Source organism: Streptomyces tuirus, from assembly GCF_014701095.1.
Taxonomy (GTDB): Bacteria; Actinomycetota; Actinomycetes; order Streptomycetales; family Streptomycetaceae; genus Streptomyces; species Streptomyces tuirus.
In genome coordinates this window covers 1,112,363-1,136,273 of record NZ_AP023439.1, presented here as the reverse complement: position 1 = coordinate 1,136,273, position 23,911 = coordinate 1,112,363, and the positions used below count along the sequence as shown (strand labels likewise).

Sequence of the window (23,911 nt, the reverse complement as noted above, 5' to 3'; positions counted from 1 at the left end):
GGGGAGAGGACCGGGGAGGCCTCCGGAGGGGACCGCGGGCAATGATTTCGCGTAGGGCGGTCCCGGGTCGGTACGATCCTTACTCGTGCGCGCGCTCGGGTATGGCGCCGCAGCCCCCTTCAGTCAGGAGAGACCGGTGTCAGACGTCCGTGTGATCATCCAGCGCGATTCCGAGCGGGAAGAACGCGTGGTGACGACGGGCACTACGGCCGCCGAGCTCTTCGCCGGCGAGCGCTCGGTCATCGCCGCGCGCGTGGCGGGCGAGCTCAGAGACCTGTCGTACGCCCTGTCCGACGGCGACGAGGTCGAGGGCGTCGAGATCTCCTCCGAGGACGGCCTGAACATCCTGCGCCACTCCACCGCGCACGTCATGGCACAGGCCGTGCAGGAGCTCTTCCCCGAGGCCAAGCTCGGCATCGGCCCGCCCGTCAAGGACGGCTTCTACTACGACTTCGACGTCGAGAAGCCCTTCCACCCCGATGACCTCAAGGCCATCGAGAAGAAGATGCAGGAGATCCAGAAGCGCGGCCAGCGCTTCTCCCGCCGTGTCGTCACCGACGACGAGGCCCGCGAGGAACTGGCCGACGAGCCGTACAAGCTGGAGCTGATCGGCCTCAAGGGCTCCGCTTCGCACGACGACGGCGCGGACGTCGAGGTCGGCGCCGGCGAGCTGACGATCTACGACAACCTGGACGCCAAGACCGGTGACCTGTGCTGGAAGGACCTCTGCCGCGGTCCCCACCTGCCCACCACCCGGAACATCCCGGCGTTCAAGCTGATGCGCAACGCGGCCGCGTACTGGCGCGGCAGCGAGAAGAACCCCATGCTCCAGCGCATCTACGGCACCGCCTGGCCCACCAAGGACGAACTGAAGGCGCACCTGGAGTTCCTCGCCGAGGCCGAGAAGCGCGACCACCGCAAGCTCGGCAGCGAGCTCGACCTGTTCTCCGTCCCGGAGCAGATCGGCTCCGGCCTCGCCGTCTTCCACCCCAAGGGCGGCATCATCCGCCGGGTCATGGAGGACTACTCGCGCCGCCGCCACGAGGAAGAGGGCTACGAGTTCGTCTACACCCCGCACGCCACCAAGGGGAAGCTCTTCGAGACCTCGGGCCACCTGGACTGGTACGCCGACGGCATGTACCCGCCCATGCAGCTCGACGAGGGCGTGGACTACTACCTCAAGCCCATGAACTGCCCGATGCACAACCTGATCTTCGACGCGCGCGGGCGTTCCTACCGTGAACTGCCGCTGCGCCTCTTCGAGTTCGGAACCGTGTACCGGTACGAGAAGTCCGGCGTGGTGCACGGTCTGACCCGCGCCCGCGGCTTCACCCAGGACGACGCGCACATCTACTGCACCCGTGAGCAGATGTCGGAGGAGCTCGACAAGACGCTCACCTTCGTCCTCGGCCTGCTGCGCGACTACGGTCTGACCGACTTCTACCTGGAGCTGTCCACCAAGGACCCGGAGAAGTTCGTCGGCTCGGACGAGGCCTGGGAAGAGGCGACGGAGACGCTGCGCCAGGTCGCCGAGAAGCAGGGCCTGCCCCTCGTCCCCGACCCGGGCGGCGCCGCCTTCTACGGCCCGAAGATCTCCGTCCAGACCAAGGACGCCATCGGCCGCACCTGGCAGATGTCGACCATCCAGCTCGACTTCAACCTGCCGGAGCGCTTCGACCTGGAGTACACGGCCGCGGACGGCTCCAAGACCCGCCCGGTCATGATCCACCGCGCGCTGTTCGGCTCCATCGAGCGCTTCTTCGCGGTCCTCCTGGAGCACTACGCGGGTGCCTTCCCGGCGTGGCTGGCCCCGGTCCAGGCGGTCGGCATCCCGATCGGCGACGCGCACGTGGAGTACCTGGAGAAGTTCGCCGCCGCGGCCAAGAAGAAGGGCCTGCGCGTCGAGGTCGACTCCTCCTCCGACCGCATGCAGAAGAAGATCCGCAACGCCCAGAAGCAGAAGGTGCCCTTCATGGTCATCGCGGGCGACGAGGACATGTCCCACGAGTCCGTGTCCTTCCGCTACCGCGACGGCTCGCAGGAGAACGGCATCCCCTTCGACGAGGCCATCGCGAAGATCCAGAAGGTCGTCGAGGAGCGCGCTCAGGTCTGATCACACGGTGCACGGGCCCCCGGGGAGATCCCGGGGGCCTTTGCCGTCCCCCCAGCTCGACGCCATATGCTGCACTGCATGACGAGTGAGCCGGAGCAGCAGCTGGGAGTGGGGACGCAGGACGCGTTCCAGCGTCTGTGGACGCCGCATCGGATGGCCTACATCCAGGGCGAGAACAAGCCGACCGGCCCGGGCGCCGGCGACGGCTGCCCCTTCTGCTCGATCCCGGCCAAGTCCGACGAGGACGGGCTCGTCGTCCGGCGCGGCGAGCAGGTCTACGCGGTGCTCAACCTCTACCCGTACAACGGCGGGCACCTGATGACCGTGCCCTACCGGCACGTCGCCGACTACACCGACCTCACGGCGGGGGAGACCGCCGAGCTCGGCGAACTCACGAAGCAGGCCATGACGGCCCTGCGCACGGCCTCCGGCGCCCACGGCTTCAACATCGGCATGAACCAGGGCACGGTCGCGGGGGCGGGCATCGCCGCGCATCTGCACCAGCACATCGTGCCGCGCTGGGGCGGGGACACGAACTTCATGCCGGTGGTCGGGCACACGCGGGTGCTGCCGCAGCTGCTGGCGGACACGCGGAAGATGCTGGCGGACGCCTGGCCGTCATGAACCGCGGGCATGCGTGCCGCCCGGGGCGGCACGGGTGGGCGCGGCGGCACCCCGCAGCGCCCGGCTGCGCACCCGCCCGCGCCCCGGCAACAACGCCGGGCACCTCACCAGCTAGGCGTCGTAGACGTCGGCCTTCTTCGGCGAAGCCTCCTGCACGGCCCCGCTGAGCGCCGCCGACCGGGACCCGAACTTCTCCACGTCCACCCCGTTCTCCCGCAGCACCTTCAGCGCCGCGGAATGCACCACCCGCAGCACGGGCGTGGCCGCCCGCAGCGCGTCGTCTGCCATGAACCGGTGCCGCCACGGCTGGTCGGCCCACGCGTGCCGCAGACCGAACGGCTCGGGCAGCGTCAGACTGCCGCCGAGCCAGTTCAGCAGCGGCGGGTACCAGGTCAGCGGGGCGCGCGCGGCCAGCCGTACCACCTCGTCGGCGTCGATCAGCGGCAGCTTCACGGTGCGGGTCTCCCAGAACCGGAGAGCCTTCTGCACCGACTTCTCCTTGGCCGCCGGCTTCTCGTTGAACAGGGGGTTGACCGGCCCCAGCGCGTGTCCGGTGACCTCGATGCGCAGGGTGTCGTGCAGCACGGTCACCGTGATCAGCATCGTGATCACCAGATGGCCGTCCCACAGGGTCCACTGCACGCCCAGGTAGTGCCGGTCGCCGCTGCCGAACTGCTGCTTGTTGCAGATGTCCTGGACGGCATGCGTCCGGACCGTGTACGCGTCGACGTCCGTGCCGCTCGGCCGGGACACCTCCGTCGCCTTCTCGCCGATCGGTGTGACGATCCAGTGCGTGATGGACGGCTTGGGGAAACCGCCGGTGTTGATCGACGTGCGCTCCAGCATGCCGAGACCGCCCTGGATCGCCACGATGACGTCCCAGCTGCGGAAGGGGTGGAAGTCCTTGCCCGGCTCGGCGGAGACCAGCTCCTCCGCCAGCTGCCAGCTGCCCCACCGTGTGCCCATGCCGAGTATCCCCTTGGGGCCCGCGTAGAAGACCGAGTTGGACCGCTGCTCGGCGGCGAGACGGGCCAGCTCCTTGCGGACCTGCTCGGCCGCGTCACCGGGGTTGCCGGGCACGGCCTCGGGGATCTTGGCGCCGACACCGCCGCCCGACAGCAGACTCGACCAGCGCTCCCGCAGGTCACGGGCCGTCCGCTCGCAGATCTGCTTGGCCCAGAACCAGCCGACCACCGGCATGATCACCGCCGCGCGCCCGTACAGGGCCCAGAAGCCCGTGAACGGCATCCGGATCAGGAACAGCACGGCCAGCGCACCCACCGCGACCAGCAGCGTCGTGGCGAGGGCGCCGGTGCGCTTGTCCTCGCGCCTGGCCATGGTGGTGCGCAGCGTGAACACCAGCAGCCACACGAGGAAGCCCGGCAGGAACAGCAGCCCGCAGACGACCGTGATCGCCGAGAGCCGGTTGTCGCGGTCGCGGCGGATGCGGTGGGCCGCCAGGCAGTGCTCCACGACGACCTGCGGCTCGATGCCGAAGGACTGGATGACCGGATTGCGCCCGGCCCCCAGCATCCGGTCGATCACCGCGCGGGAGAACGCCTCGCCGAACCTCGGCCGGAAGATCTTCGCCCAGGAGCGCGGGGGAGTCACCTTCGACTGATGCCACTCGTTGTCGGCCTTCAGGATCGTGGTGACCTCGTCGTCCCGGTACGCCGCCGCGGCCAGCGCGTAGGTCGCCGCCGTCTGGCCGCTCGCACCCGCCAGGGGCACCTGCGCTCCCGGGCTGAAGTCGAATCCGTCCATCACTGCCGCCCCCATCGCTGCCGCTTCCGCATCTGCGGCCTTCCCGACTTCCGCGCTCCGCACACCTGTTGATCAGGTCATCAGCGTATCCGTCCGCACCGTCGAGCGGGGGCGGGCGGCCCGTCAAGCCGCCCGCCCCCGCGTAGGGGAGCTCCCACAAGGGCACTTGGTGGCGCCCGGCGCCAACTAGGAGGCCTTGCGCTCCTCTTCACGCACCCGGTCCGCGACCTGCTGCGGCATCGGTTCGTGCCGCGCGTACCGGCGGCTGAACCCCGCCGTGCCGTGCGACATCGACCGCAGATCGATGGCGTACCGGCCGATCTCGATCTCCGGAACCTCGGCCCGGATCAGGGTGCGCCCGCCCGGTGTCTGCTCCGTGCCGAGCACCCGGCCGCGCCGCCCCGACAGGTCACTCATCACGGCGCCCACGAAGTCGTCACCGACCAGCACCGACACCTCGGCCACCGGCTCCAGCAGATGGATCTTCGCGTCGGCCGCGGCCTCGCGCAGTGCGAGCGCTCCGGCCGTCTGGAAGGCGGCGTCGGAGGAGTCCACCGAGTGCGCCTTGCCGTCCAGGAGGGTCACCCGTACGTCGATGAGCGGGTACCCGGCCGCGACCCCCTTGGCCGCCTGGGCCCGTACGCCCTTCTCCACCGACGGGATGAACTGCCGGGGCACCGCCCCGCCCACGACCTTGTCGACGAACTCGATGCCGGACCCGCCGGGCAGCGGCTCGACCTCGATCTCACAGATCGCGAACTGCCCGTGCCCGCCGGACTGCTTGACGTGCCTGCCCCGGCCGGCCGACTTGGTGGCGAACGTCTCGCGCAGGGACACCCGGTGGGGGACGACGTCGACCTGGACGCCGTACCGGCTGCGCAACCGCTCCAGGGCGACGTCGGCGTGCGCCTCGCCCAGGCACCACAGGACCACCTGGTGGGTGTCCTGGTTCTGCTCCAGCCGCATCGTCGGGTCCTCGGCCACCAGCCGGGCCAGGCCCTGGGACAGCTTGTCCTCGTCCGGTTTGCTGTGCGCCTCGATGGCCAGCGGCAGCAGCGGGTCGGGCATCCGCCACGGCTCCATGAGCAGCGGGTCGTCCTTGGCGGACAGAGTGTCGCCGGTCTCGGCGCGGCCCAGCTTCGCCACGCAGGCCAGGTCGCCCGCGATGACGTGCGACACCGGGCGCTGCTGCTTGCCGAACGGCGTGGACAGGGCGCCGATCCGCTCGTCCACGTCGTGGTCCTCATGTCCCCGGTCGGCCAGCCCGTGCCCGGAGACGTGGACCGTCTGGTCGGCGCGCAGGGTGCCGGAGAACAGGCGGATCAGCGACAGCCGGCCGACGTACGGGTCCGAGGAGGTCTTCACGACCTCCGCCACCAGCGGGGCGTCCGGGTCGCACGGCTTCAGGTCGCGCGGCTTGCCGTCGATGGTCGTGACCCGCACCGTCTCGTGCTCCAGCGGCGTCGGGAAGCCCCGCGTGATCAGCTCCAGCAGCTCCACGGTGCCGAGCCCCTGCCGGGCGCCCGCACCCGCGGGGGCGGCGGCCAGGACGGGGAAGAAGACCCCGCGCGCGACGGCCCGCTCCAGGTCCTCGATGAGCGTCCTGACGTCGACGGGCTCCCCGCCGAGGTAGCGGTCCATGAGGGTCTCGTCCTCGCTCTCGGCGATGATCCCCTCGATGAGCCGGTTGCGGGCCTCCTCGATCAGCGGCAGCTGCTCCTCGCCCGGCTCGGACTCCTTGCGCTCGCCGGCCGAATAGTCGAACAGCTTCTGCGACAGCAGCCCGATCAGCCCGGTCACGGGCGCGTGCCCGTCGGGCGCCTGGGGGCCGCGCAGCGGCAGGTAGAGCGGCAGGACCGCGTCCGGGTCGTCCGCGCCGAAGGCCTCGGCACAGGTGCGGGTCATCTCCTCGAAGTCGGCGCGCGCCGACTCCAGGTGCGTGACCACGATGGCCCGGGGCATGCCCACGGCCGCGCACTCCTCCCACACCGTGCGGGTCGAGCCGTCCACCCCGTCCGAGGCCGAGACGACGAAGAGGGCCGCGTCCGCCGCGCGCAGACCGGCCCTGAGCTCACCGACGAAGTCGGCGTATCCGGGGGTGTCGAGGAGATTGACCTTGATGCCGTCCCACTCGACGGGCACCAGGGAGAGCTGTACCGAGCGCTGCTGCCGGTGCTCGATGTCGTCGTAGTCGGAGACGGTGCCGCCGTCCTCCACGCGGCCCGCCCGGTTCACCGCCCCCGCCGTCAGTGCGAGGGCTTCGACCAGCGTGGTCTTTCCCGATCCGGAGTGGCCGACCAGCACCACATTCCGTACGGACTGAGGGTGGTCGGCCGCTTGTGCCCTGCCGGCGGCCCCAGGGTGTGTCTGTGCCTTGTCGCCCATGATCCTGCCTCCCGTGCACGGTGAGGTCACTGTGGGCGCGGACACGCGGAATCCGCGTGCGGTGCGGCTCCGGCGACGCCCGCGGTCATTCGACCTTCCCACTCCCGTCACGGTGCGTCCATACGAAGGACGTGATCCCGCGCCCCACCAGCGGCCCGCGGGTTCCCCCGAAAGGGGTCCGGGTGCCCGCACCTCGGCCACGCGCGCGCGTGACTACGATGGGCCAGCCGGTGGCCAGCAGGGGCCAGACGGCGACACCGACCCTCGGGAAGGCCATGCTGAACAAGTACGCGCGTGCATTCTTCACGCGTGTCCTCACACCGTTCGCCGCGTTTCTCATCCGCCGGGGCGTCAGCCCCGACACGGTCACGCTCATCGGCACCGCCGGTGTGGTAGCGGGCGCGCTGGTCTTCTACCCCATGGGCGAGTTCTTCTGGGGCACGGTCGTGATCACGCTGTTCGTGTTCTCCGACCTCGTCGACGGCAACATGGCCCGTCAGCTCGGCCGCTCCAGCCGCTGGGGCGCCTTCCTGGACTCCACGCTCGACCGGGTCGCCGACGGCGCGATCTTCGGCGGCTTCATCCTCTGGTACGCCGGCGGGGGCGACGACCTCGTCCTGTGCGCCGTCTCGATCTTCTGCCTGGTCAGCGGCCAGGTGGTGTCGTACACCAAGGCCCGGGGCGAATCGATCGGCCTGCCGGTCGCGGTCAACGGGCTCGTCGAGCGTGCCGAGCGCCTGGTGATCTCGCTGGTGGCGGCCGGTTTCGCGGGCCTGCACAAGTTCGGTGTGCCCGGCATCCAGTACCTGCTGCCCGTCGCCCTGTGGATCGTCGCCGTGGGCAGCCTCGTCACGCTGATCCAGCGGGTCGTCACGGTCCGCAGGGAGTCCGCGGAGGCGGAGGCCGCCGCACAGGGCGAGCAGGACGACGCGGACGAGCCGCAGAACGCCTCTCACGGGAGCGAGGCGGCCACGTGAGCGCACAGGACCGTCTGACGGACGCGCTGTACGGCCTCGGCTGGGGCGCGGTCAAGAAGCTCCCCGAGCCGGCCGCCGTACGTCTCGGCCGGACCATCGCCGACCTGGCCTGGAAGCAGCGCGGCAAGGGCGTGCGGCGCCTGGAGAGCAACTACGCGCGCGTGGTGCCGGACGCGAGCCCCGAGCGCCTGGCCGAGCTGTCCCGCGCGGGGATGCGCTCCTACCTGCGCTACTGGATGGAGTCCTTCCGTCTCCCGGCATGGAGCGAGCAGCGGATCGAGGCCGGCTTCGACCCCAAGGACCTGCACCACCTCACCGAGGGCATGGCCGCCGGCAAGGGCGTGATACTCGCTCTGCCGCACCTCGCCAACTGGGACCTCGCCGGCGCCTGGGTCACCACCAAGCTCGGCATCCCCTTCACCACGGTCGCCGAGCGCCTGAAGCCCGAGACGCTCTACGACCGGTTCGTCGCCTATCGCGAGGGCCTCGGCATGGAGGTCCTGCCGCACAGCGGCGGCACCGCCTTCGGCACCCTGGCCCGGCGGCTGCGCGAGGGCGGCCTGGTCTGCCTGGTCGCCGACCGCGATCTGTCCGCGTCGGGCGTCGAGGTGGACTTCTTCGGCGACACGGCCCGGATGCCGGCCGGACCGGCCCTGCTCGCCCAGCAGACCGGCGCCCTGCTGCTGCCGGTGACCCTCTGGTACGACGACTCGCCCGTGATGCGGGGCCGCGTCCACCCGCCCGTGGAGGTCCCCCGGTCCGGCACGCGCGCCGAGAAGACGTCCGTCATGACACAGGCGCTGGCCGACGCCTTCGCCACCGGGATCGCCGACCATCCGGAGGACTGGCACATGCTGCAGCGACTGTGGCTCGCCGACCTCGATCCAGCGAAGGGATCCGCGTGAGGATCGGCATCGTCTGCCCGTACTCCTGGGACGTACCGGGTGGCGTCCAGTTCCACATCCGTGACCTCGCCGAGTACTTCATCCGCCTCGGCCACGAGGTGTCCGTCCTGGCCCCCGCCGACGACGACACCCCGCTGCCGCCGTACGTCGTCTCGGCCGGGCGCGCGGTGCCGGTGCCGTACAACGGGTCGGTGGCCCGGCTGAACTTCGGCTTCCTGAGCGCCGCCCGGGTGCGCCGCTGGCTGCACGACGGCGCGTTCGACGTGATCCACATCCACGAGCCGACCTCCCCGTCGCTGGGCCTGCTGACGTGCTGGGCCGCCCAGGGGCCGATCGTGGCGACGTTCCACACGTCCAACCCGCGCTCCCGCGCGATGATCGCCGCCTACTCGATCCTCCAGGCCGCCCTGGAGAAGATCAGCGCCCGGATCGCGGTGAGCGAGTACGCCCGCCGCACGCTGGTGGAGCACCTCGGCGGCGACGCGGTCGTGATCCCCAACGGCGTCGACGTCGACTTCTTCGCCGACGCCGAGCCCAAGGCCGAGTGGCAGGGCGACACGATCGGCTTCATGGGGCGCATCGACGAGCCCCGCAAGGGACTCCCGGTGCTGATGAGGGCCCTGCCGAAGATCCTCGCCGCGCGTCCGCAGACCCGGCTGCTGGTCGCCGGGCGCGGCGACGAGGAGGAGGCTGTTCAGTCCCTCCCGGCCGAGCTGCGCGCCCGCGTCGAGTTCCTCGGCATGGTCAGCGACGAGGACAAGGCCCGCTTCCTGCGCAGCGTCGACCTGTACGTCGCGCCCAACACCGGCGGCGAGAGCTTCGGCATCATCCTCGTCGAGGCCATGTCCGCCGGAGCCCCCGTCCTCGCCTCCGACCTGGACGCCTTCGCCCAGGTCCTGGACCGGGGAGCGGCCGGCGAACTGTTCCCCAACGAGGACGCCGACGCCCTCGCCGACGCGGCGGTACGGCTCCTGGCGGACCCGGAACGGCTGGCGGAGCTGCGTGAGCGGGGGAGCGCCCACGTGCGGCGCTTCGACTGGTCGACCGTCGGCGCGGACATCCTGTCCGTCTACGAGACGGTCACGGCCGGAGCGGCGGCGGTGGCCGAGGACGAACGGACGACCGGGCTGTGGGGGCGGCTGGGGTTCGCCCGGGACTGACGGGCGGGCGCCCGGTCTTCTCGTCGGCGAGGGCCATCCCAAGGGGCACTTCAAGACCCTGATGTCCGTCCCGCCCCTGGCGGAGGAGCGCAACCGCTGACCACGGGCAGGGCGGGGCGAACGGCACGGACCCTCCTGCCGCTAGCCTTGCCGCCCGTGACCACCACTCTCATCTGGATCGCCGTCGCCCTGGTCGCGATCGGGCTCTACCTGAGCTGGACCGCCGGCCGGCTCGACCGTCTGCACGCCCGCATCGACGCCGCCCGCGCGGCCCTGGACGCCCAGCTGCTGCGGCGTGCCTCGGTCGCGCAGGAACTGGCGACGTCAGGGGTCCTCGACCCGGCCGCCTCGATCGTGCTGTACGAGGCCGCGCACGCCGCCCGGCAGGCCGAGGAGGAGCAGCGGGAAGTGGCCGAGAGCGAACTGAGCCAGGCGCTGCGTGCCGTCTTCGGGGAGGCCCCGCAGGTGGAGGCGGTGCGGGAGGCGCCCGGGGGAGAGGAGGCGGCCCGGGAACTCACCGAGGCGGTCCGCAGGGTGCCGATGGCCCGGCGCTTCCACAATGACGCCGTACGAGCGGCCCGTGCCCTGCGCCGGCATCGCAAGGTCCGCTGGTTCCGCCTGGCCGGCCACGCCCCCTTCCCGATGGCCTTCGAAATGGACGACGAGCCTCCGGTGGCCCTGGTGGACCGGGCCGCCTAGGCCCCGTTCACCTGTCGTTTTCGGGCCGTCCGTCGCAAAAGGATCCACGGCGTTCCTATTGGCCCTTGCTGTGGCCTGGTTCTCTCACGTTTCCTCAGTGCTGCAGAAACCGTCTTTCCCATCAGCGAGGTCACCCGTGTCCATCTCCGAAATCCAGACTCCCGAGACCGGTACCGCCCGAGTGAAGCGCGGCATGGCCGAGCAGCTCAAGGGCGGCGTGATCATGGACGTCGTCACACCGGAGCAGGCCAAGATCGCCGAGGACGCGGGCGCCGTGGCCGTCATGGCCCTGGAGCGGGTCCCCGCCGACATCCGCAAGGACGGCGGCGTGGCCCGCATGTCCGACCCGGACATGATCGAGGGCATCATCGACGCCGTCTCGATCCCGGTCATGGCCAAGTCCCGCATCGGCCACTTCGTCGAGGCCCAGGTCCTGCAGTCCCTCGGCGTCGACTACATCGACGAGTCCGAGGTCCTCACCCCGGCCGACGAGGTCAACCACAGCGACAAGTTCGCCTTCACCACCCCCTTCGTCTGCGGCGCCACCAACCTGGGCGAGGCCCTGCGCCGCATCGCCGAGGGCGCCGCGATGATCCGCTCCAAGGGCGAGGCCGGCACCGGCAACGTCGTCGAGGCCGTCCGCCACCTGCGCCAGATCAAGAACGAGATCGCCCGCCTGCGCGGCTACGACAACAACGAGCTGTACGCCGCCGCCAAGGAGCTGCGCGCCCCGTACGAGCTGGTCAAGGAAGTCTCGGAGCTCGGCAAGCTCCCCGTGGTGCTGTTCTCCGCCGGCGGCGTGGCCACCCCGGCCGACGCGGCCCTGATGCGCCAGCTCGGCGCCGAGGGCGTCTTCGTCGGCTCCGGCATCTTCAAGTCCGGCGACCCGGCCAAGCGCGCCGCCGCCATCGTGAAGGCCACCACCTTCTACGACGACCCGAAGATCATCGCCGACGCGTCCCGCAACCTCGGCGAGGCCATGGTCGGCATCAACTGCGACACCCTCCCCGAGGCCGAGCGCTACGCCAATCGCGGCTGGTAAGGCACAGGAATCCATGAGCGACACCCCCGTCATAGGCGTCCTGGCTCTCCAGGGCGACGTACGGGAGCACCTCGTCGCCCTGGCCGCGGCCGATGCCGTGGCCAGGCCGGTGCGGCGCCCCGACGAACTCGCCGAGGTCGACGGTCTCGTCATCCCCGGCGGCGAGTCCACCACCATCTCCAAACTGGCCGTCCTGTTCGGCCTGCTGGAGCCCCTCCGCGCGCGCGTGCGGGACGGCATGCCCGTCTACGGCACCTGCGCCGGCATGATCATGCTCGCCGACAAGATCCTGGACCCGCGCTCGGGCCAGGAGACCATCGGCGGTATCGACATGATCGTGCGCCGCAACGCCTTCGGCCGGCAGAACGAGTCCTTCGAGGCGGCCGTCGGCGTCCGGGGCATCGAGGGCGATCCGGTGGAGGGCGTGTTCATCCGCGCCCCCTGGGTGGAGTCCGTCGGAGCCCGGACCGAGGTGCTCGCCGAGCACGACGGCCACATCGTCGCGGTCCGCCAGGGCACCGCGCTGGCCACCTCGTTCCACCCGGAACTGACCGGAGACCACCGCGTCCACGCCCTGTTCGTCGACATGGTGCGGGCGAACCGGACAGCCGGATCCTTGTAGGATTCCTGCGTTCGTTGCTGAGATGGGTTACGCGAAGGAGACAGGCAGATGTCCGGCCACTCTAAATGGGCTACGACGAAGCACAAGAAGGCCGTGATCGACGCCAAGCGCGGCAAGCTCTTCGCGAAGCTGATCAAGAACATCGAGGTGGCTGCCCGGATGGGCGGCGTCGACATCGAGGGCAACCCCACCCTCTACGACGCCATCCAGAAGGCGAAGAAGCAGTCGGTCCCGAACAAGAACATCGACTCCGCGGTCAAGCGCGGCGGCGGCCTCGAGGCCGGCGGCGCCGACTACGAGACGATCATGTACGAGGGCTACGGTCCCAACGGTGTCGCGGTGCTCATCGAGTGCCTCACCGACAACCGCAACCGCGCCGCCTCCGAGGTCCGCGTCGCCATGACCCGCAACGGCGGCTCCATGGCCGACCCGGGTTCGGTGTCGTACCTGTTCAACCGCAAGGGCGTCGTGATCGTCCCCAAGGGCGAGCTGTCCGAGGACGACGTGCTGGCCGCCGTGCTCGACGCGGGCGCCGAGGAGGTCAACGACCTCGGTGAGAGCTTCGAGGTCCTCAGCGAGGCCACCGACCTGGTCGCGGTCCGCACCGCCCTCCAGGACGCCGGCATCGACTACGACTCCGCCGACGCCAACTTCGTCCCGACCATGCAGGTCGAGCTGGACGAGGAGGGCGCCAAGAAGATCTTCAAGCTGATCGACGCGCTGGAGGACAGCGACGACGTGCAGAACGTCTTCGCCAACTTCGACGTGAGCGACGAGGTCATGGAGAAGGTCGACGCGTAACGCGCCGCGAATGTTGCGTACTCGGCGGGCCGGGGGACACACGTCTTCCGGCCCGCTGTCGTTGTCGGTGGCAGCGGATAGCCTGGCACAGCCAAAGATCACCGTCCACGGACCGCGACCATCGATTGAGGAACCACGACGGTGCTCAGCGAGGTCCGCGAGAGCGGCGGCGGTTTAGCCGCAAAAGGGGAGGGCGCGTGCGCGTACTGGGGGTGGACCCGGGACTGACCCGGTGTGGTGTCGGCGTCGTCGAGGGCGTCGCCGGACGGCCGCTCACGATGATCGGCGTCGGCGTCGTCCGCACACCCGCCGACGCCGACCTAGGCCACCGCCTCGTCGCCGTCGAGCAGGGCATCGAGCAGTGGCTCGACGAGCACCGCCCCGAGTTCGTCGCCGTCGAGCGCGTCTTCAGCCAGCACAACGTCCGTACCGTGATGGGCACGGCCCAGGCCAGCGCCGTCGCCATGCTCTGCGCCGCCCGCCGCGGCATCCCCGTCGCGCTGCACACCCCGAGCGAGGTCAAGGCCGCCGTCACCGGCAGCGGCCGCGCCGACAAGGCACAGGTGGGCGCCATGGTCACCCGCCTGCTCCGGCTCAGTGCCCCGCCCAAGCCCGCCGACGCGGCCGACGCCCTCGCCCTCGCCATCTGCCACATCTGGCGCGCCCCCGCGCAGAACCGACTCCAGCAGGCCGTCGCCCTGCACACAGCCAAAGCACCGAAAGGCCGGACGGCATGATCGCCTTCGTCAGCGGCACAGTGGCCGCACTCGCTCCGGACGCCGCCGTCGTCGAGGTCGGCGGCGTCGGCATGGCCGTCCAGTGCACGCCGAACACGCTGTCCACCCTCCGCGTGGGCCGGCCGGCCACGCTGCACACCTCCCTGGTCGTCCGCGAGGACTCCCTCACCCTGTACGGCTTCACGGACGACGACGAGCGGCAGGTCTTCGAGCTGCTCCAGACAGCCAGCGGCGTCGGCCCCCGGCTCGCCCAGGCCATGCTCGCCGTGCACAGCCCGGACGCCCTGCGCCGGGCCGTCGCGACCGCCGACGAGAATGCCCTCACCGCCGTCCCCGGCATCGGCAAGAAGGGCGCGCAGAAACTGCTCCTGGAGCTGAAGGACCGCCTCGGCGCGCCGGTCGGTGCACCCGCCGTCGGCGCACCCGTCAGCAGCGGCTGGCGTGACCAGCTGCACGCGGCCCTGATCGGCCTCGGGTACGCGACCCGGGAGGCCGACGAGGCCGTGACCGCCGTGGCCCCGCAGGCCGAGGCCGCCGAGGGCACGCCCCAGGTGGGGCAGCTGCTGAAGGTGGCCCTGCAGACGCTGAACCGCGCCCGCTAGTCCGAGCCGTCCGCACGTCCGTACCGAGATTCCGAGGCACACTCCATGAACTGGGACGACACCACCGACGCCGACTCCGCAGAGCGGCTGGTGGACTCCGTCGCCGACCGTGAGGACCAGGCCGTCGAGGCCGCCCTGCGCCCCAAGGACCTGGACGAGTTCATCGGCCAGGAGAAGGTGCGCGAGCAGCTCGACCTCGTGCTGCGCGCCGCACGCGCGCGTGGCGCCACCGCCGACCACGTGCTGCTCTCCGGCGCCCCCGGCCTCGGCAAGACCACCCTGTCGATGATCATCGCGGCCGAGATGGGCGCCCCCATCCGCATCACCTCGGGCCCCGCCATCCAGCACGCCGGCGACCTCGCCGCGATCCTCTCCTCCCTGCAGGAGGGCGAGGTCCTCTTCCTCGACGAGATCCACCGCATGTCCCGGCCCGCCGAGGAGATGCTGTACATGGCGATGGAGGACTTCCGCGTCGACGTCATCGTCGGCAAGGGCCCAGGCGCCACCGCCATCCCGCTGGAGCTGCCCCCCTTCACCCTGGTCGGCGCCACCACCCGGGCCGGCCTGCTGCCACCCCCGCTGCGCGACCGCTTCGGCTTCACCGCGCACATGGAGTTCTACGAACCGGCCGAACTGCAGCGGGTGATCCACCGCTCGGCGAACCTCCTCGAGGTCGAGGTCGAGCCGGAGGGCGCCGCCGAGATCGCCGGACGCTCCCGCGGCACGCCCCGCATCGCCAACCGCCTGCTGCGCCGCGTCCGCGACTACGCGCAGGTCAAGGCCGACGGCCTGATCACCAGGGACATCGCCGCAGCGGCCCTCGCCGTGTACGAGGTGGACGCGCGCGGCCTCGACCGCCTCGACCGGGGCGTGCTGGAGGCCCTGCTCAAGCTGTTCGGCGGTGGTCCGGTCGGCCTCTCCACGCTCGCTGTCGCGGTGGGGGAGGAACGTGAGACCGTGGAGGAGGTCGCCGAGCCCTTCCTCGTCAGGGAGGGCCTGCTGGCCCGGACCCCCCGCGGCCGGGTCGCCACTCCCGCCGCATGGGCACATCTCGGCCTCACCCCGCCCCGCTCCCAGAGCGCCGGAAACGGACAAGGGGACTTGTTCGGGGCGTGACGCCTCCGTCACGCCCGCGGGGCGGCGAGGTCAGTGGCCGCAAGGGGAACCCCGGTGCCATGCTGAGCGTTGTTCCATGCGCGCGGACTCGCTTAGACTCCGCCGATGCCGCCTTTGTCGGCGGCGTACATACCCCCAACCAGCTGGCCGCTCACAGCGCGGTCGTGTGAAGGAAGTACCGACCCGTGAGTCTCCTGACCCTCCTCCCGTTCATCGTGCTCATCGGGGCCATGTTCCTGATGACCCGGTCGGCCAAGAAGAAGCAGCAGCAGGCCGTCGACATGCGGAACCAGATGCAGCCCGGCAGCGGTATCCGCACCATCGGGGGCATGTACGCGACGGTCAAGGAAGTGAACGAGGACACCGTCCTCCTCGACGCCGGTCCCGGCGTCGACCTCCTGTTCGCCAAGAACGCCATCGGCGCCGTCCTCACCGACGACGAGTACAACCGCATCGTTCACGGCATCGAGCACGACCTGAAGTCCGACGCCGACATCGTCCCGGACGACGCCTCCTCCCTCACCGCGACCGACGAGCCCGCCGCCGACGCCCCCGGTGACGACAAGGCCGTCGACCTCGGCAAGAAGGACGCGGCCGACGAGCCGGCCGACGAGGCCGCCGAGGCGAAGTCGGACGCAGAGCCGAAGAAGACCGACGGCGACTCCGAGGCGAAGTAGTCGTGTCCCGGGGTGCGCGGGCCCGGCCCGCGCACCCCGGGACACGCCCAGCTCGCACGGAATCCCGACACCATGTCATGGCCGCCCGTCCGCCGATCCGGAGCGAGGTGGCCCGAGAGGGAGTACGAGAAGGTGGCCACACCTAAAAAGGGCAGGAGCGCGAGCGCCCGGAGCAAGCCGGGGCGCTCGCTGGCCCTGATCCTGATCGCCATCGTGGCGCTCACCGGTGGGATGTTCGCCTCGGGGCACACGAAGCCGCGACTGGGCATCGACCTCGCCGGCGGTACGAGCATCACGCTCCGCGCGGTCCCCGAGGCCGGCAACGAGTCGGCGATCAACAAGACCAACATGGACACGGCCGTCTCCATCATGGAGCGCCGAGTCAATGGTCTGGGCGTCTCGGAGGCCGAGGTCCAGACGCAGGGCCGCGACAACATCGTCGTGAACATCCCCAAGGGGACCAACTCCGAGCAGGCCCGCAAGCAGGTCGGCACCACCGCCAAGCTCTACTTCCGCCCGGTCATCGCCACCGAGGTCTCCGGCGGCAAGGACGCGGCCAGCCCCTCCCCGAGCCCCACCGGCAGCCCCTCGGGCAAGCCGTCCGGCGCGGCCGGCGACAAGCCCTCGGCCACCGACAAGAACTCCGCCTCGCCGTCCGCCACGCCCACCACCCAGGGCCGCGCGGTCACCGACGGGCTGAAGGCCGACGCCTCGCCCTCCGCGAGCGCCTCGGACAAGCCCGGGGCCAGCCCGTCCCCGTCGGCGAGCGGCGGCTCCGCCGAGGCCGACGCGAACGCGCTGCAGGCGAAGTACGCCAAGCTCGACTGCACCGACGCCAAGGCCCGCTCCACCGTGGGCGACGGCGTCAAGGCCTCCGAGCCCACCCTGGCCTGCGGCAAGAACGCGCAGGGCCAGTGGCAGAAGTACATCCTCGGCCCCGCCGAGGTCGACGGCACGGACGTCGACAAGGCCCAGGCCGTCCTGAACACGCAGACCGGTGCCGGCTGGACCGTCACCATGGACTTCACCGACGGCGGCGCCAAGAAGTTCGCCGACATCACCGGCAAGCTGGCGCAGAACCAGTCCCCGCAGAACCAGTTCGCGATCGTCCTGGACGGCGAGGTCGTCTCCGACCCGTTCGTCCGGCAGGCCCTGACCGGCGGCAACGCCGAGATCTCCGGCAACTTCAACCAGCAGTCCGCCCAGGACCTGTCCAACATGCTGAGCTACGGTGCGCTGCCGCTCACCTTCAAGGTGGACAGCATGACGACCGTGACCGCCGCGCTGGGCGGTGACCAGCTGCAGGCCGGTCTGATCGCCGGCGCCATCGGTCTCGCCCTGGTCGTCATCTACCTGCTGGCCTACTACCGCGGTCTGTCGTTCGTCGCGATCCTCTCGCTGCTGGTCTCCGCCGCCCTCACCTACACGCTCATGGCCCTGCTCGGCCCGGCCATCGGCTTCGCGCTGAACCTGCCGGCCGTCTGCGGTGCCATCGTCGCCATCGGCATCACGGCGGACTCGTTCATCGTCTACTTCGAACGCGTCCGGGACGAGATCCGCGAGGGCCGTACGCTGCGCCCCGCCGTCGAGCGGGCCTGGCCTCGCGCCCGGCGCACCATCCTGGTCTCCGACTTCGTGTCCTTCCTCGCCGCCGCGGTGCTCTTCATCGTCACCGTCGGCAAGGTGCGCGGCTTCGCCTTCACGCTCGGCCTGACCACGCTGCTCGACGTCGTCGTGGTCTTCCTCTTCACCAAGCCGCTGCTGACCCTGCTGGCGCGTCGGCCCTTCTTCGCGAACGGCCACAAGTGGTCCGGCCTCGACCCGAAGAGCCTGGGTGCCCAGCCGCCACTGCGCCGCACCCGCCGTCCCTCCGCCCCCGTCGAGACGAAGGAGGCGTGAGATGTCGAAACTCGGCAACCTCGGCGCCCGGCTGCACCGTGGCGAGATCGGCTACGACTTCATCAAGAACCGCAAGATCTGGTACGGCCTGTCGATCCTGATCACCATCACGGCCATCGTCGGCCTGGCGGTGCGCGGCCTGAACATGGGCATCGAGTTCCAGGGCGGTGCCGTCTTCACCACCCCGAAGAACGTCAGCGTCTCGGTGTCCCAGGCCGAGGAGTACGCGGAAAGGGCCTCCGGTCACGACGCGATCGTCCAGGAGCTCGGCGACGGAAGCATGCGCATCCAGGTCTCGGGCATCGAGACCGACAAGGCCAACCAGATCAAGAACCAGCTCTCGGACGACCTCAACGTCGACGCGGAGCAGATCAACGCCGAGCTGGTCGGTCCCAGCTGGGGCGAGCAGATCGCCAACAAGGCCTGGCAGGGCCTCGGCATCTTCCTGATCCTCGTGGTGATCTACCTGGCCATCGCGTTCGAGTGGCGCATGGCGGTCGCCGCGTTCATCGCGCTGATCCACGACATCACCATCACCGTCGGCATCTACGCCCTCGTCGGCTTCGAGGTCACGCCGGGCACGGTGATCGGCCTGCTGACCATCCTCGGTTACTCGCTCTACGACACGGTCGTGGTGTTCGACAGCCTCAAGGAACAGACGAAGGACCTCACCAAGCAGACCCGCTGGACCTACAGCGACGTCGCCAACCGCTCGATCAACAGCACCCTGGTCCGCTCCATCAACACCACGGTGGTCGCGCTGCTGCCGGTCGCGGGCCTGCTGTTCATCGGTGGCGGCGTCCTCGGCGCCGGCATGCTGAACGACATCTCGCTGTCGCTGTTCGTCGGCCTGGCCGCCGGTGCGTACTCCTCGATCTTCATCGCCACGCCGCTCGTCGCCGACCTCAAGGAGCGCGAGCCGGCGATGAAGGCCCTGAAGAAGCGCGTCCTCGCCAAGCGGGCCCAGACCGCCGCCACGGGCGAGACCCAGGTCCTGGGCGACGACGAGGCGTACGCGGACGAGCCCGAGGACGCCGCACCCGCGGTGGTCGGGCCGCGCAACCAGCCCGCCTCGCGCACGCGTGGCCGCGGCCGCCCCTCGGGGAAGCGCCGATGACCGACATCAAGGAGCTGCTGCTCAGCCGCATCCGCGACGTGGCCGACTACCCGGAGCCGGGCGTGATGTTCAAGGACATCACCCCGCTCCTGGCGGACCCGGCGGCGTTCACGGCCCTGACGGACGCCCTCGCCGAGATCGCCGAGCGTACGCGTGCCACCAAGGTCGTCGGCCTGGAGGCCCGCGGCTTCATCCTCGGCGCCCCGGTCGCCGTCCGCGCCGGTATCGGCTTCATCCCCGTGCGCAAGGCGGGCAAGCTCCCCGGAGCGACCCTCGCCCAGTCCTACGACCTGGAGTACGGCTCGGCGGAGATCGAGGTGCACGCCGAGGACCTCACCGCCGAGGACCGTGTGCTGATCGTCGACGACGTCCTCGCCACCGGCGGCACCGCCGAGGCCTCGGTCCAGCTCATCCGCCGGGCCGGCGCCGAGGTCGCGGGGCTCGCCGTCCTCATGGAGCTCGGCTTCCTGAGCGGCCGCGCCCGCCTGGAGCCGGTGCTGAACGGCGCCACGCTGGAGGCGCTGCTCACCGTGTAGCGACCGCGGTGTCCCGGCGGACACCGGCACGACACCGTGGAGGCGGGCCCGGAGGAATCCGGAGCCCGCCTCCCGCGTTGTGCCGGTAGACGGCCCTCACATTGGCCTGAAGGCGATCCTGGAGCTCAGGATCGCTACCATGGGGTCTCCGGAACCTGACCGGGGGACCCGGATCGCGCACGAGGAGCCCTCTTGCCAGACGAGGCCCAGCACCTGACCGCCGCCAAACCCGAGTCCGCCTCGGCAGCCGCGGCGAAGCCCGCGCCGAACACGCCCCACGCGAAGAACGACACCCGCGGGGCGGTCGAGCATGCCCAGGCGGCACCGGTCGACAAGCCCGCCGAGCAGTCGCGGCCCAAGCCCACCCCGCCGCCCGCGGTACGTCAGGGAGCCGGACAGCCGGCCCGCTCCGGCTCCTCCAACCGCGTCCGCGCCCGTCTGGCCCGGCTCGGTGTGCAGCGCGCGAACCCGTACAACCCGGTGCTGGAGCCGCTGCTGCGGATAGTGCGCAGCAACGACCCGAAGATCGAGACGGCCACGCTCCGCCAGATCGAGCGCGCCTACCAGGTCGCCGAGCGCTGGCACCGCGGCCAGAAGCGCAAGAGCGGCGACCCGTACATCACGCACCCCCTCGCCGTCACCACCATCCTCGCCGAGCTGGGCATGGATCCGGCCACGCTGATGGCCGGCCTGCTGCACGACACGGTCGAGGACACCGAGTACGGCCTGGACGACCTGCGCCGCGACTTCGGCGACGTCGTCGCGCTGCTCGTCGACGGCGTCACCAAGCTGGACAAGGTCAAGTTCGGCGAGGCCGCCCAGGCCGAGACCGTGCGCAAGATGGTCGTCGCCATGGCCAAGGACCCGCGCGTCCTGGTCATCAAGCTCGCCGACCGCCTGCACAACATGCGCACCATGCGCTACCTCAAGCGCGAGAAGCAGGAGAAGAAGGCGCGCGAGACCCTCGAGATCTACGCGCCCCTCGCCCACCGCCTGGGCATGAACACCATCAAGTGGGAGCTGGAGGACCTCGCCTTCGCGATCCTCTACCCCAAGATGTACGACGAGATCGTACGGCTGGTGGCCGAGCGGGCACCGAAGCGTGACGAGTACCTGGCCATCGTCACCGACGAGGTCCAGCAGGACCTGCGCGCGGCCCGCATCAAGGCGACCGTCACCGGACGCCCGAAGCACTACTACAGCGTCTACCAGAAGATGATCGTCCGCGGCCGGGACTTCGCGGAGATCTATGATCTGGTGGGCATCCGCGTCCTCGTGGACACCGTCCGCGACTGCTACGCGGCCCTCGGCACGGTGCACGCGCGATGGAACCCGGTCCCCGGCCGGTTCAAGGACTACATCGCGATGCCCAAGTTCAACATGTACCAGTCGCTGCACACCACGGTCATCGGCCCCGGCGGCAAGCCGGTCGAGCTGCAGATCCGCACGTTCGACATGCACCGCCGCGCCGAGTACGGCATCGCCGCGCACTGGAAGTACAAGCAGGAGGCCGTCGCCGGCGCCTCAAAGGTGCGCAGTGACGCCCCCAAGTCCTCCGGCAAGGGCAAGGACGACCACCTCAACGACATGGCGTGGCTGCGCCAGCTCCTGGACTGGCAGAAGGAGACCGAGGACCCGGGCGAGTTCCTGGAGTCCCTGCGCTTCGACCTGTCCCGCAACGAGGTCTTCGTCTTCACCCCCAAGGGCGACGTCATAGCGCTCCCGGCCGGCGCCACCCCGGTCGACTTCGCCTACGCCGTGCACACCGAGGTCGGGCACCGCACCATAGGAGCCCGCGTCAACGGCCGGCTGGTCCCGCTGGAGTCCACCCTCGACAACGGCGACCTGGTGGAGGTCTTCACCTCAAAGGCGGCCGGCGCAGGCCCCTCCCGCGACTGGCTCGGCTTCGTCAAGTCACCGCGCGCCCGCAACAAGATCCGCGCCTGGTTCTCCAAGGAACGCCGCGACGAGGCCATCGAGCAGGGCAAGGACGCCATCGTCCGCGCGATGCGCAAGCAGAACCTGCCGATCCAGCGCATCCTGACCGGCGACTCCCTGGTGACCCTCGCGCACGAGATGCGCTACGCCGACATCTCCGCGCTGTACGCGGCGATCGGCGAGGGCCATGTCTCCGCACAGAACATCGTGCAGAAGCTGGTCCAGGCCCTCGGCGGTGAGGAGGCCGCCACCGAGGAGATCGACGAGTCGGTCCCGCCGGCCCGTGGCCGCAGCCGCAAGCGCCGCTCCAGCGCCGACCCGGGCGTCGTCGTCAAGGGCGTCGAGGACGTGTGGGTCAAGCTGGCCCGCTGCTGCACCCCCGTCCCGGGCGACCCCATCATCGGCTTCGTCACCCGCGGCAGCGGCGTCTCGGTGCACCGCAGCGACTGTGTGAACGTCGACTCGCTGTCGCGCGAGCCCGAGCGCATCCTCGACGTCGAGTGGGCGCCCACCCAGTCCTCGGTCTTCCTGGTCGCCATCCAGGTCGAGGCCCTGGACCGCTCCCGGCTCCTCTCGGACGTCACCCGCGTGCTGTCCGACCAGCACGTCAACATCCTCTCCGCGGCCGTCCAGACCTCCCGCGACCGCGTCGCCACCTCGCGCTTCACCTTCGAGATGGGCGACCCGAAGCACCTCGGCCATGTGCTCAAGGCGGTCCGGGGCGTGGAGGGCGTCTACGACGTGTACCGGGTGACGTCGGCGCGCAGCAGGTCGTAACCCGGTCGTCGCGCACGACCACACGAAAGGGGCTCCCGTACACCTCGTACGGGAGCCCCTTTCGACGGACTGCTCAGCCCCCGAACTCCTGCAGGCCCTTCAGCGCCTGGTCCAGCAGCGCCTGGCGGCCGTCGAGCTCACGCTGGAGCTTGTCCGCCTTGGCGTTGTTGCCCTGCGCACGGGCCTGCTCGACCTGGCCCCGCAGCTTGTCCACCGCCGCCTGGAGCTGGCCGGTCAGACCCTCGGCACGCGCACGTGCCTCCGGGTTCGTCCGGCGCCACTCGGCCTCCTCGGCCTCCTGGATGGCCCGCTCGACCGCGTGCATCCGGCCCTCGACCTTCGGCCGGGCGTCGCGCGGCACATGGCCGATGGCCTCCCAGCGCTCGTTCACGTTCCGGAACGCGGCACGGGCCGCCTTCAGGTCCGTGACCGGCAGGAGCTTCTCGGCCTCCTCGGCCAGCTCCTCCTTGAGCTTGAGGTTCTCCGACTGCTCGGCGTCCCGCTCGGCGAAGACCGAGCTGCGGGCCGCGAAGAAGACGTCCTGGGCGCCGCGGAAGCGGTTCCACAGGTCGTCCTCGTGCTCGCGCTGAGCGCGGCCCGCGGCCTTCCACTCCGCCATCAGCTCGCGGTAGCGCGCCGCCGTCACGCCCCAGTCCGTCGAGTTCGACAGCGCCTCGGCCTCGGAGACCAGCCGCTCCTTGGTCTTGCGGGCCTCCTCGCGCTGCGCGTCCAGCTGCGCGAAGTGCTGCTTGCGCCGCTTGGAGAACGCCGACCGCGCGTGCGAGAACCGGTGCCACAGCTCGTCGTCGGACTTGCGGTCCAGGCGCGGCAGACCCTTCCAGGTGTCCACCAGGGCCCGCAGCCGCTCACCGGCCGCCCGCCACTGGTCGGACTGCGACAGCTCCTCCGCCTCGGTGACCAGCGCCTCCTTGGCGTGCCGGGCCTCGTCGGACTGCTTCGCACGCTGCGCCTTGCGCTCCTCACGGCGCGCTTCCACCAGCTCCACGAGCTTGTCCAGCCGGACCCGCAGGGCGTCCAGGTCGCCCACCACGTGATGCGCGTCGACCTGCTCGCGGATGTGGTCGATGGCGGCCTGGGCGTCCTTGGCCGACAGGTCGGTGGTCTTCACTCGCTTCTCGAGGAGGCCGATCTCGACAACCAGGCCCTCGTACTTGCGCTCGAAATAGGCCAGCGCCTCCTCGGGGGAGCCTGCCTGCCAGGAACCGACGACCTGCTCGCCGTCGGCCGTACGCACGTACACGGTCCCCGTCTCGTCGACGCGGCCCCACGGGTCGCTGCTCACAGCGCCTCCTCCACATGATGCCTGCGAGGGGCCTGAAGCTCCCCCGGGCATCGTCCACAGTTTCGTCACGGCCAACATAGGCGACCGGCGGGGGGCGTGTCCGCATCCCGCGCGACC

At 70.6% G+C, this 23,911-nt stretch carries 20 protein-coding genes; 17 read left to right on the top strand and 3 right to left on the bottom strand.

From position 1 onward, the window contains the following. The first annotated feature begins 136 nt into the window (after window positions 1-136). Window positions 137-2,113, top strand: coding sequence for a threonine--tRNA ligase (gene thrS, locus IGS69_RS05305; RefSeq protein ID WP_190897410.1), 1,977 nt, complete (start codon window positions 137-139; stop codon window positions 2,111-2,113). Window positions 2,114-2,179: 66 nt separating this feature from the next. Next, window positions 2,180-2,737: an HIT family protein gene (locus tag IGS69_RS05300; RefSeq protein WP_053668280.1), complete on the top strand. Its 558-nt coding sequence runs from the start codon at window positions 2,180-2,182 to the stop codon at window positions 2,735-2,737. A 111-nt stretch (window positions 2,738-2,848) separates the two neighbouring features. Here IGS69_RS05300 and IGS69_RS05295 read toward each other — a convergent pair whose 3' ends face one another. Together IGS69_RS05295 and IGS69_RS05290 are read right to left on the bottom strand one after the other, a co-directional pair. Next, window positions 2,849-4,516, bottom strand: coding sequence for a hypothetical protein (locus IGS69_RS05295; RefSeq protein WP_190897409.1), 1,668 nt, complete (start codon window positions 4,514-4,516; stop codon window positions 2,849-2,851). A gap of 171 nt (window positions 4,517-4,687) precedes the next feature. Continuing rightward, the gene (locus IGS69_RS05290) at window positions 4,688-6,886 is read right to left on the bottom strand and encodes an elongation factor G-like protein EF-G2 (RefSeq protein ID WP_190897408.1); all 2,199 of its coding nucleotides are present in this window, start codon (window positions 6,884-6,886) and stop codon (window positions 4,688-4,690) included. A 218-nt stretch (window positions 6,887-7,104) separates the two neighbouring features. On the opposite strand from IGS69_RS05290, the gene pgsA reads away from it, so the two are divergent. From pgsA to relA, 15 genes are all read left to right on the top strand, one after another. After that, window positions 7,105-7,863 (top strand): phosphatidylinositol phosphate synthase, encoded by a 759-nt coding sequence (pgsA, locus tag IGS69_RS05285; RefSeq protein ID WP_232543436.1) that lies wholly within the window; start codon window positions 7,105-7,107, stop codon window positions 7,861-7,863. Next, window positions 7,860-8,768, top strand: a complete 909-nt coding sequence (locus IGS69_RS05280) for a phosphatidylinositol mannoside acyltransferase (RefSeq protein WP_190897407.1) — start codon at window positions 7,860-7,862, stop codon at window positions 8,766-8,768. The genes pgsA and IGS69_RS05280 overlap by 4 nt, the downstream gene beginning before the upstream one ends. Further along, window positions 8,765-9,928, top strand: a complete 1,164-nt coding sequence (locus IGS69_RS05275; protein ID WP_190897406.1) for a glycosyltransferase family 4 protein — start codon at window positions 8,765-8,767, stop codon at window positions 9,926-9,928. The genes IGS69_RS05280 and IGS69_RS05275 overlap by 4 nt, the downstream gene beginning before the upstream one ends. Before the next feature lie 156 nt (window positions 9,929-10,084). Then, a complete protein-coding gene (locus IGS69_RS05270; protein WP_190897405.1) occupies window positions 10,085-10,627 on the top strand; it encodes a LemA family protein in 543 nt (180 codons plus the stop codon). Window positions 10,628-10,763: 136 nt separating this feature from the next. Then, window positions 10,764-11,669, top strand: coding sequence for a pyridoxal 5'-phosphate synthase lyase subunit PdxS (pdxS, locus tag IGS69_RS05265; protein ID WP_190897404.1), 906 nt, complete (start codon window positions 10,764-10,766; stop codon window positions 11,667-11,669). Between the two features lie 13 nt (window positions 11,670-11,682). Further along, entirely contained in the window at window positions 11,683-12,291 is a 609-nt protein-coding gene (gene pdxT / locus IGS69_RS05260) for a pyridoxal 5'-phosphate synthase glutaminase subunit PdxT (protein ID WP_190897403.1), read from the top strand. 48 nt (window positions 12,292-12,339) lie between these two features. Next, window positions 12,340-13,092: a YebC/PmpR family DNA-binding transcriptional regulator gene (locus IGS69_RS05255; protein ID WP_097215555.1), complete on the top strand. Its 753-nt coding sequence runs from the start codon at window positions 12,340-12,342 to the stop codon at window positions 13,090-13,092. 197 nt (window positions 13,093-13,289) lie between these two features. Beyond that, window positions 13,290-13,829: a crossover junction endodeoxyribonuclease RuvC gene (gene ruvC, locus IGS69_RS05250; RefSeq protein WP_175431467.1), complete on the top strand. Its 540-nt coding sequence runs from the start codon at window positions 13,290-13,292 to the stop codon at window positions 13,827-13,829. Further along, window positions 13,826-14,431 carry a Holliday junction branch migration protein RuvA gene (gene ruvA / locus IGS69_RS05245; RefSeq protein ID WP_190897402.1) on the top strand — a complete coding sequence of 202 codons (606 nt, stop codon included), beginning with the start codon at window positions 13,826-13,828 and terminating at the stop codon, window positions 14,429-14,431. Before ruvC ends, ruvA begins: the two co-directional genes overlap by 4 nt. 45 nt (window positions 14,432-14,476) lie before the next feature. Continuing rightward, a complete protein-coding gene (ruvB, locus tag IGS69_RS05240) occupies window positions 14,477-15,547 on the top strand; it encodes a Holliday junction branch migration DNA helicase RuvB (protein WP_190897401.1) in 1,071 nt (356 codons plus the stop codon). A 185-nt stretch (window positions 15,548-15,732) separates the two neighbouring features. Next, window positions 15,733-16,224: a preprotein translocase subunit YajC gene (gene yajC, locus IGS69_RS05235; protein WP_190897400.1), complete on the top strand. Its 492-nt coding sequence runs from the start codon at window positions 15,733-15,735 to the stop codon at window positions 16,222-16,224. 132 nt (window positions 16,225-16,356) lie between these two features. Continuing rightward, window positions 16,357-18,123, top strand: coding sequence for a protein translocase subunit SecD (gene secD / locus IGS69_RS05230; RefSeq protein WP_190897399.1), 1,767 nt, complete (start codon window positions 16,357-16,359; stop codon window positions 18,121-18,123). Window position 18,124: 1 nt separating this feature from the next. Further along, complete coding sequence (secF, locus tag IGS69_RS05225) at window positions 18,125-19,240, top strand: protein translocase subunit SecF (protein ID WP_190897398.1); 1,116 nt, start codon at window positions 18,125-18,127, stop codon at window positions 19,238-19,240. Further along, window positions 19,237-19,776 (top strand): adenine phosphoribosyltransferase, encoded by a 540-nt coding sequence (locus tag IGS69_RS05220; protein WP_190897397.1) that lies wholly within the window; start codon window positions 19,237-19,239, stop codon window positions 19,774-19,776. The genes secF and IGS69_RS05220 overlap by 4 nt, the downstream gene beginning before the upstream one ends. Window positions 19,777-19,968: 192 nt before the next feature. Further along, window positions 19,969-22,491, top strand: a complete 2,523-nt coding sequence (gene relA, locus IGS69_RS05215; protein WP_190897396.1) for a GTP pyrophosphokinase — start codon at window positions 19,969-19,971, stop codon at window positions 22,489-22,491. Between the two features lie 73 nt (window positions 22,492-22,564). On the opposite strand, the gene IGS69_RS05210 is transcribed toward relA, so the two are convergent. After that, complete coding sequence (locus IGS69_RS05210) at window positions 22,565-23,794, bottom strand: DUF349 domain-containing protein (RefSeq protein WP_190897395.1); 1,230 nt, start codon at window positions 23,792-23,794, stop codon at window positions 22,565-22,567. Window positions 23,795-23,911 lie beyond the last annotated feature (117 nt).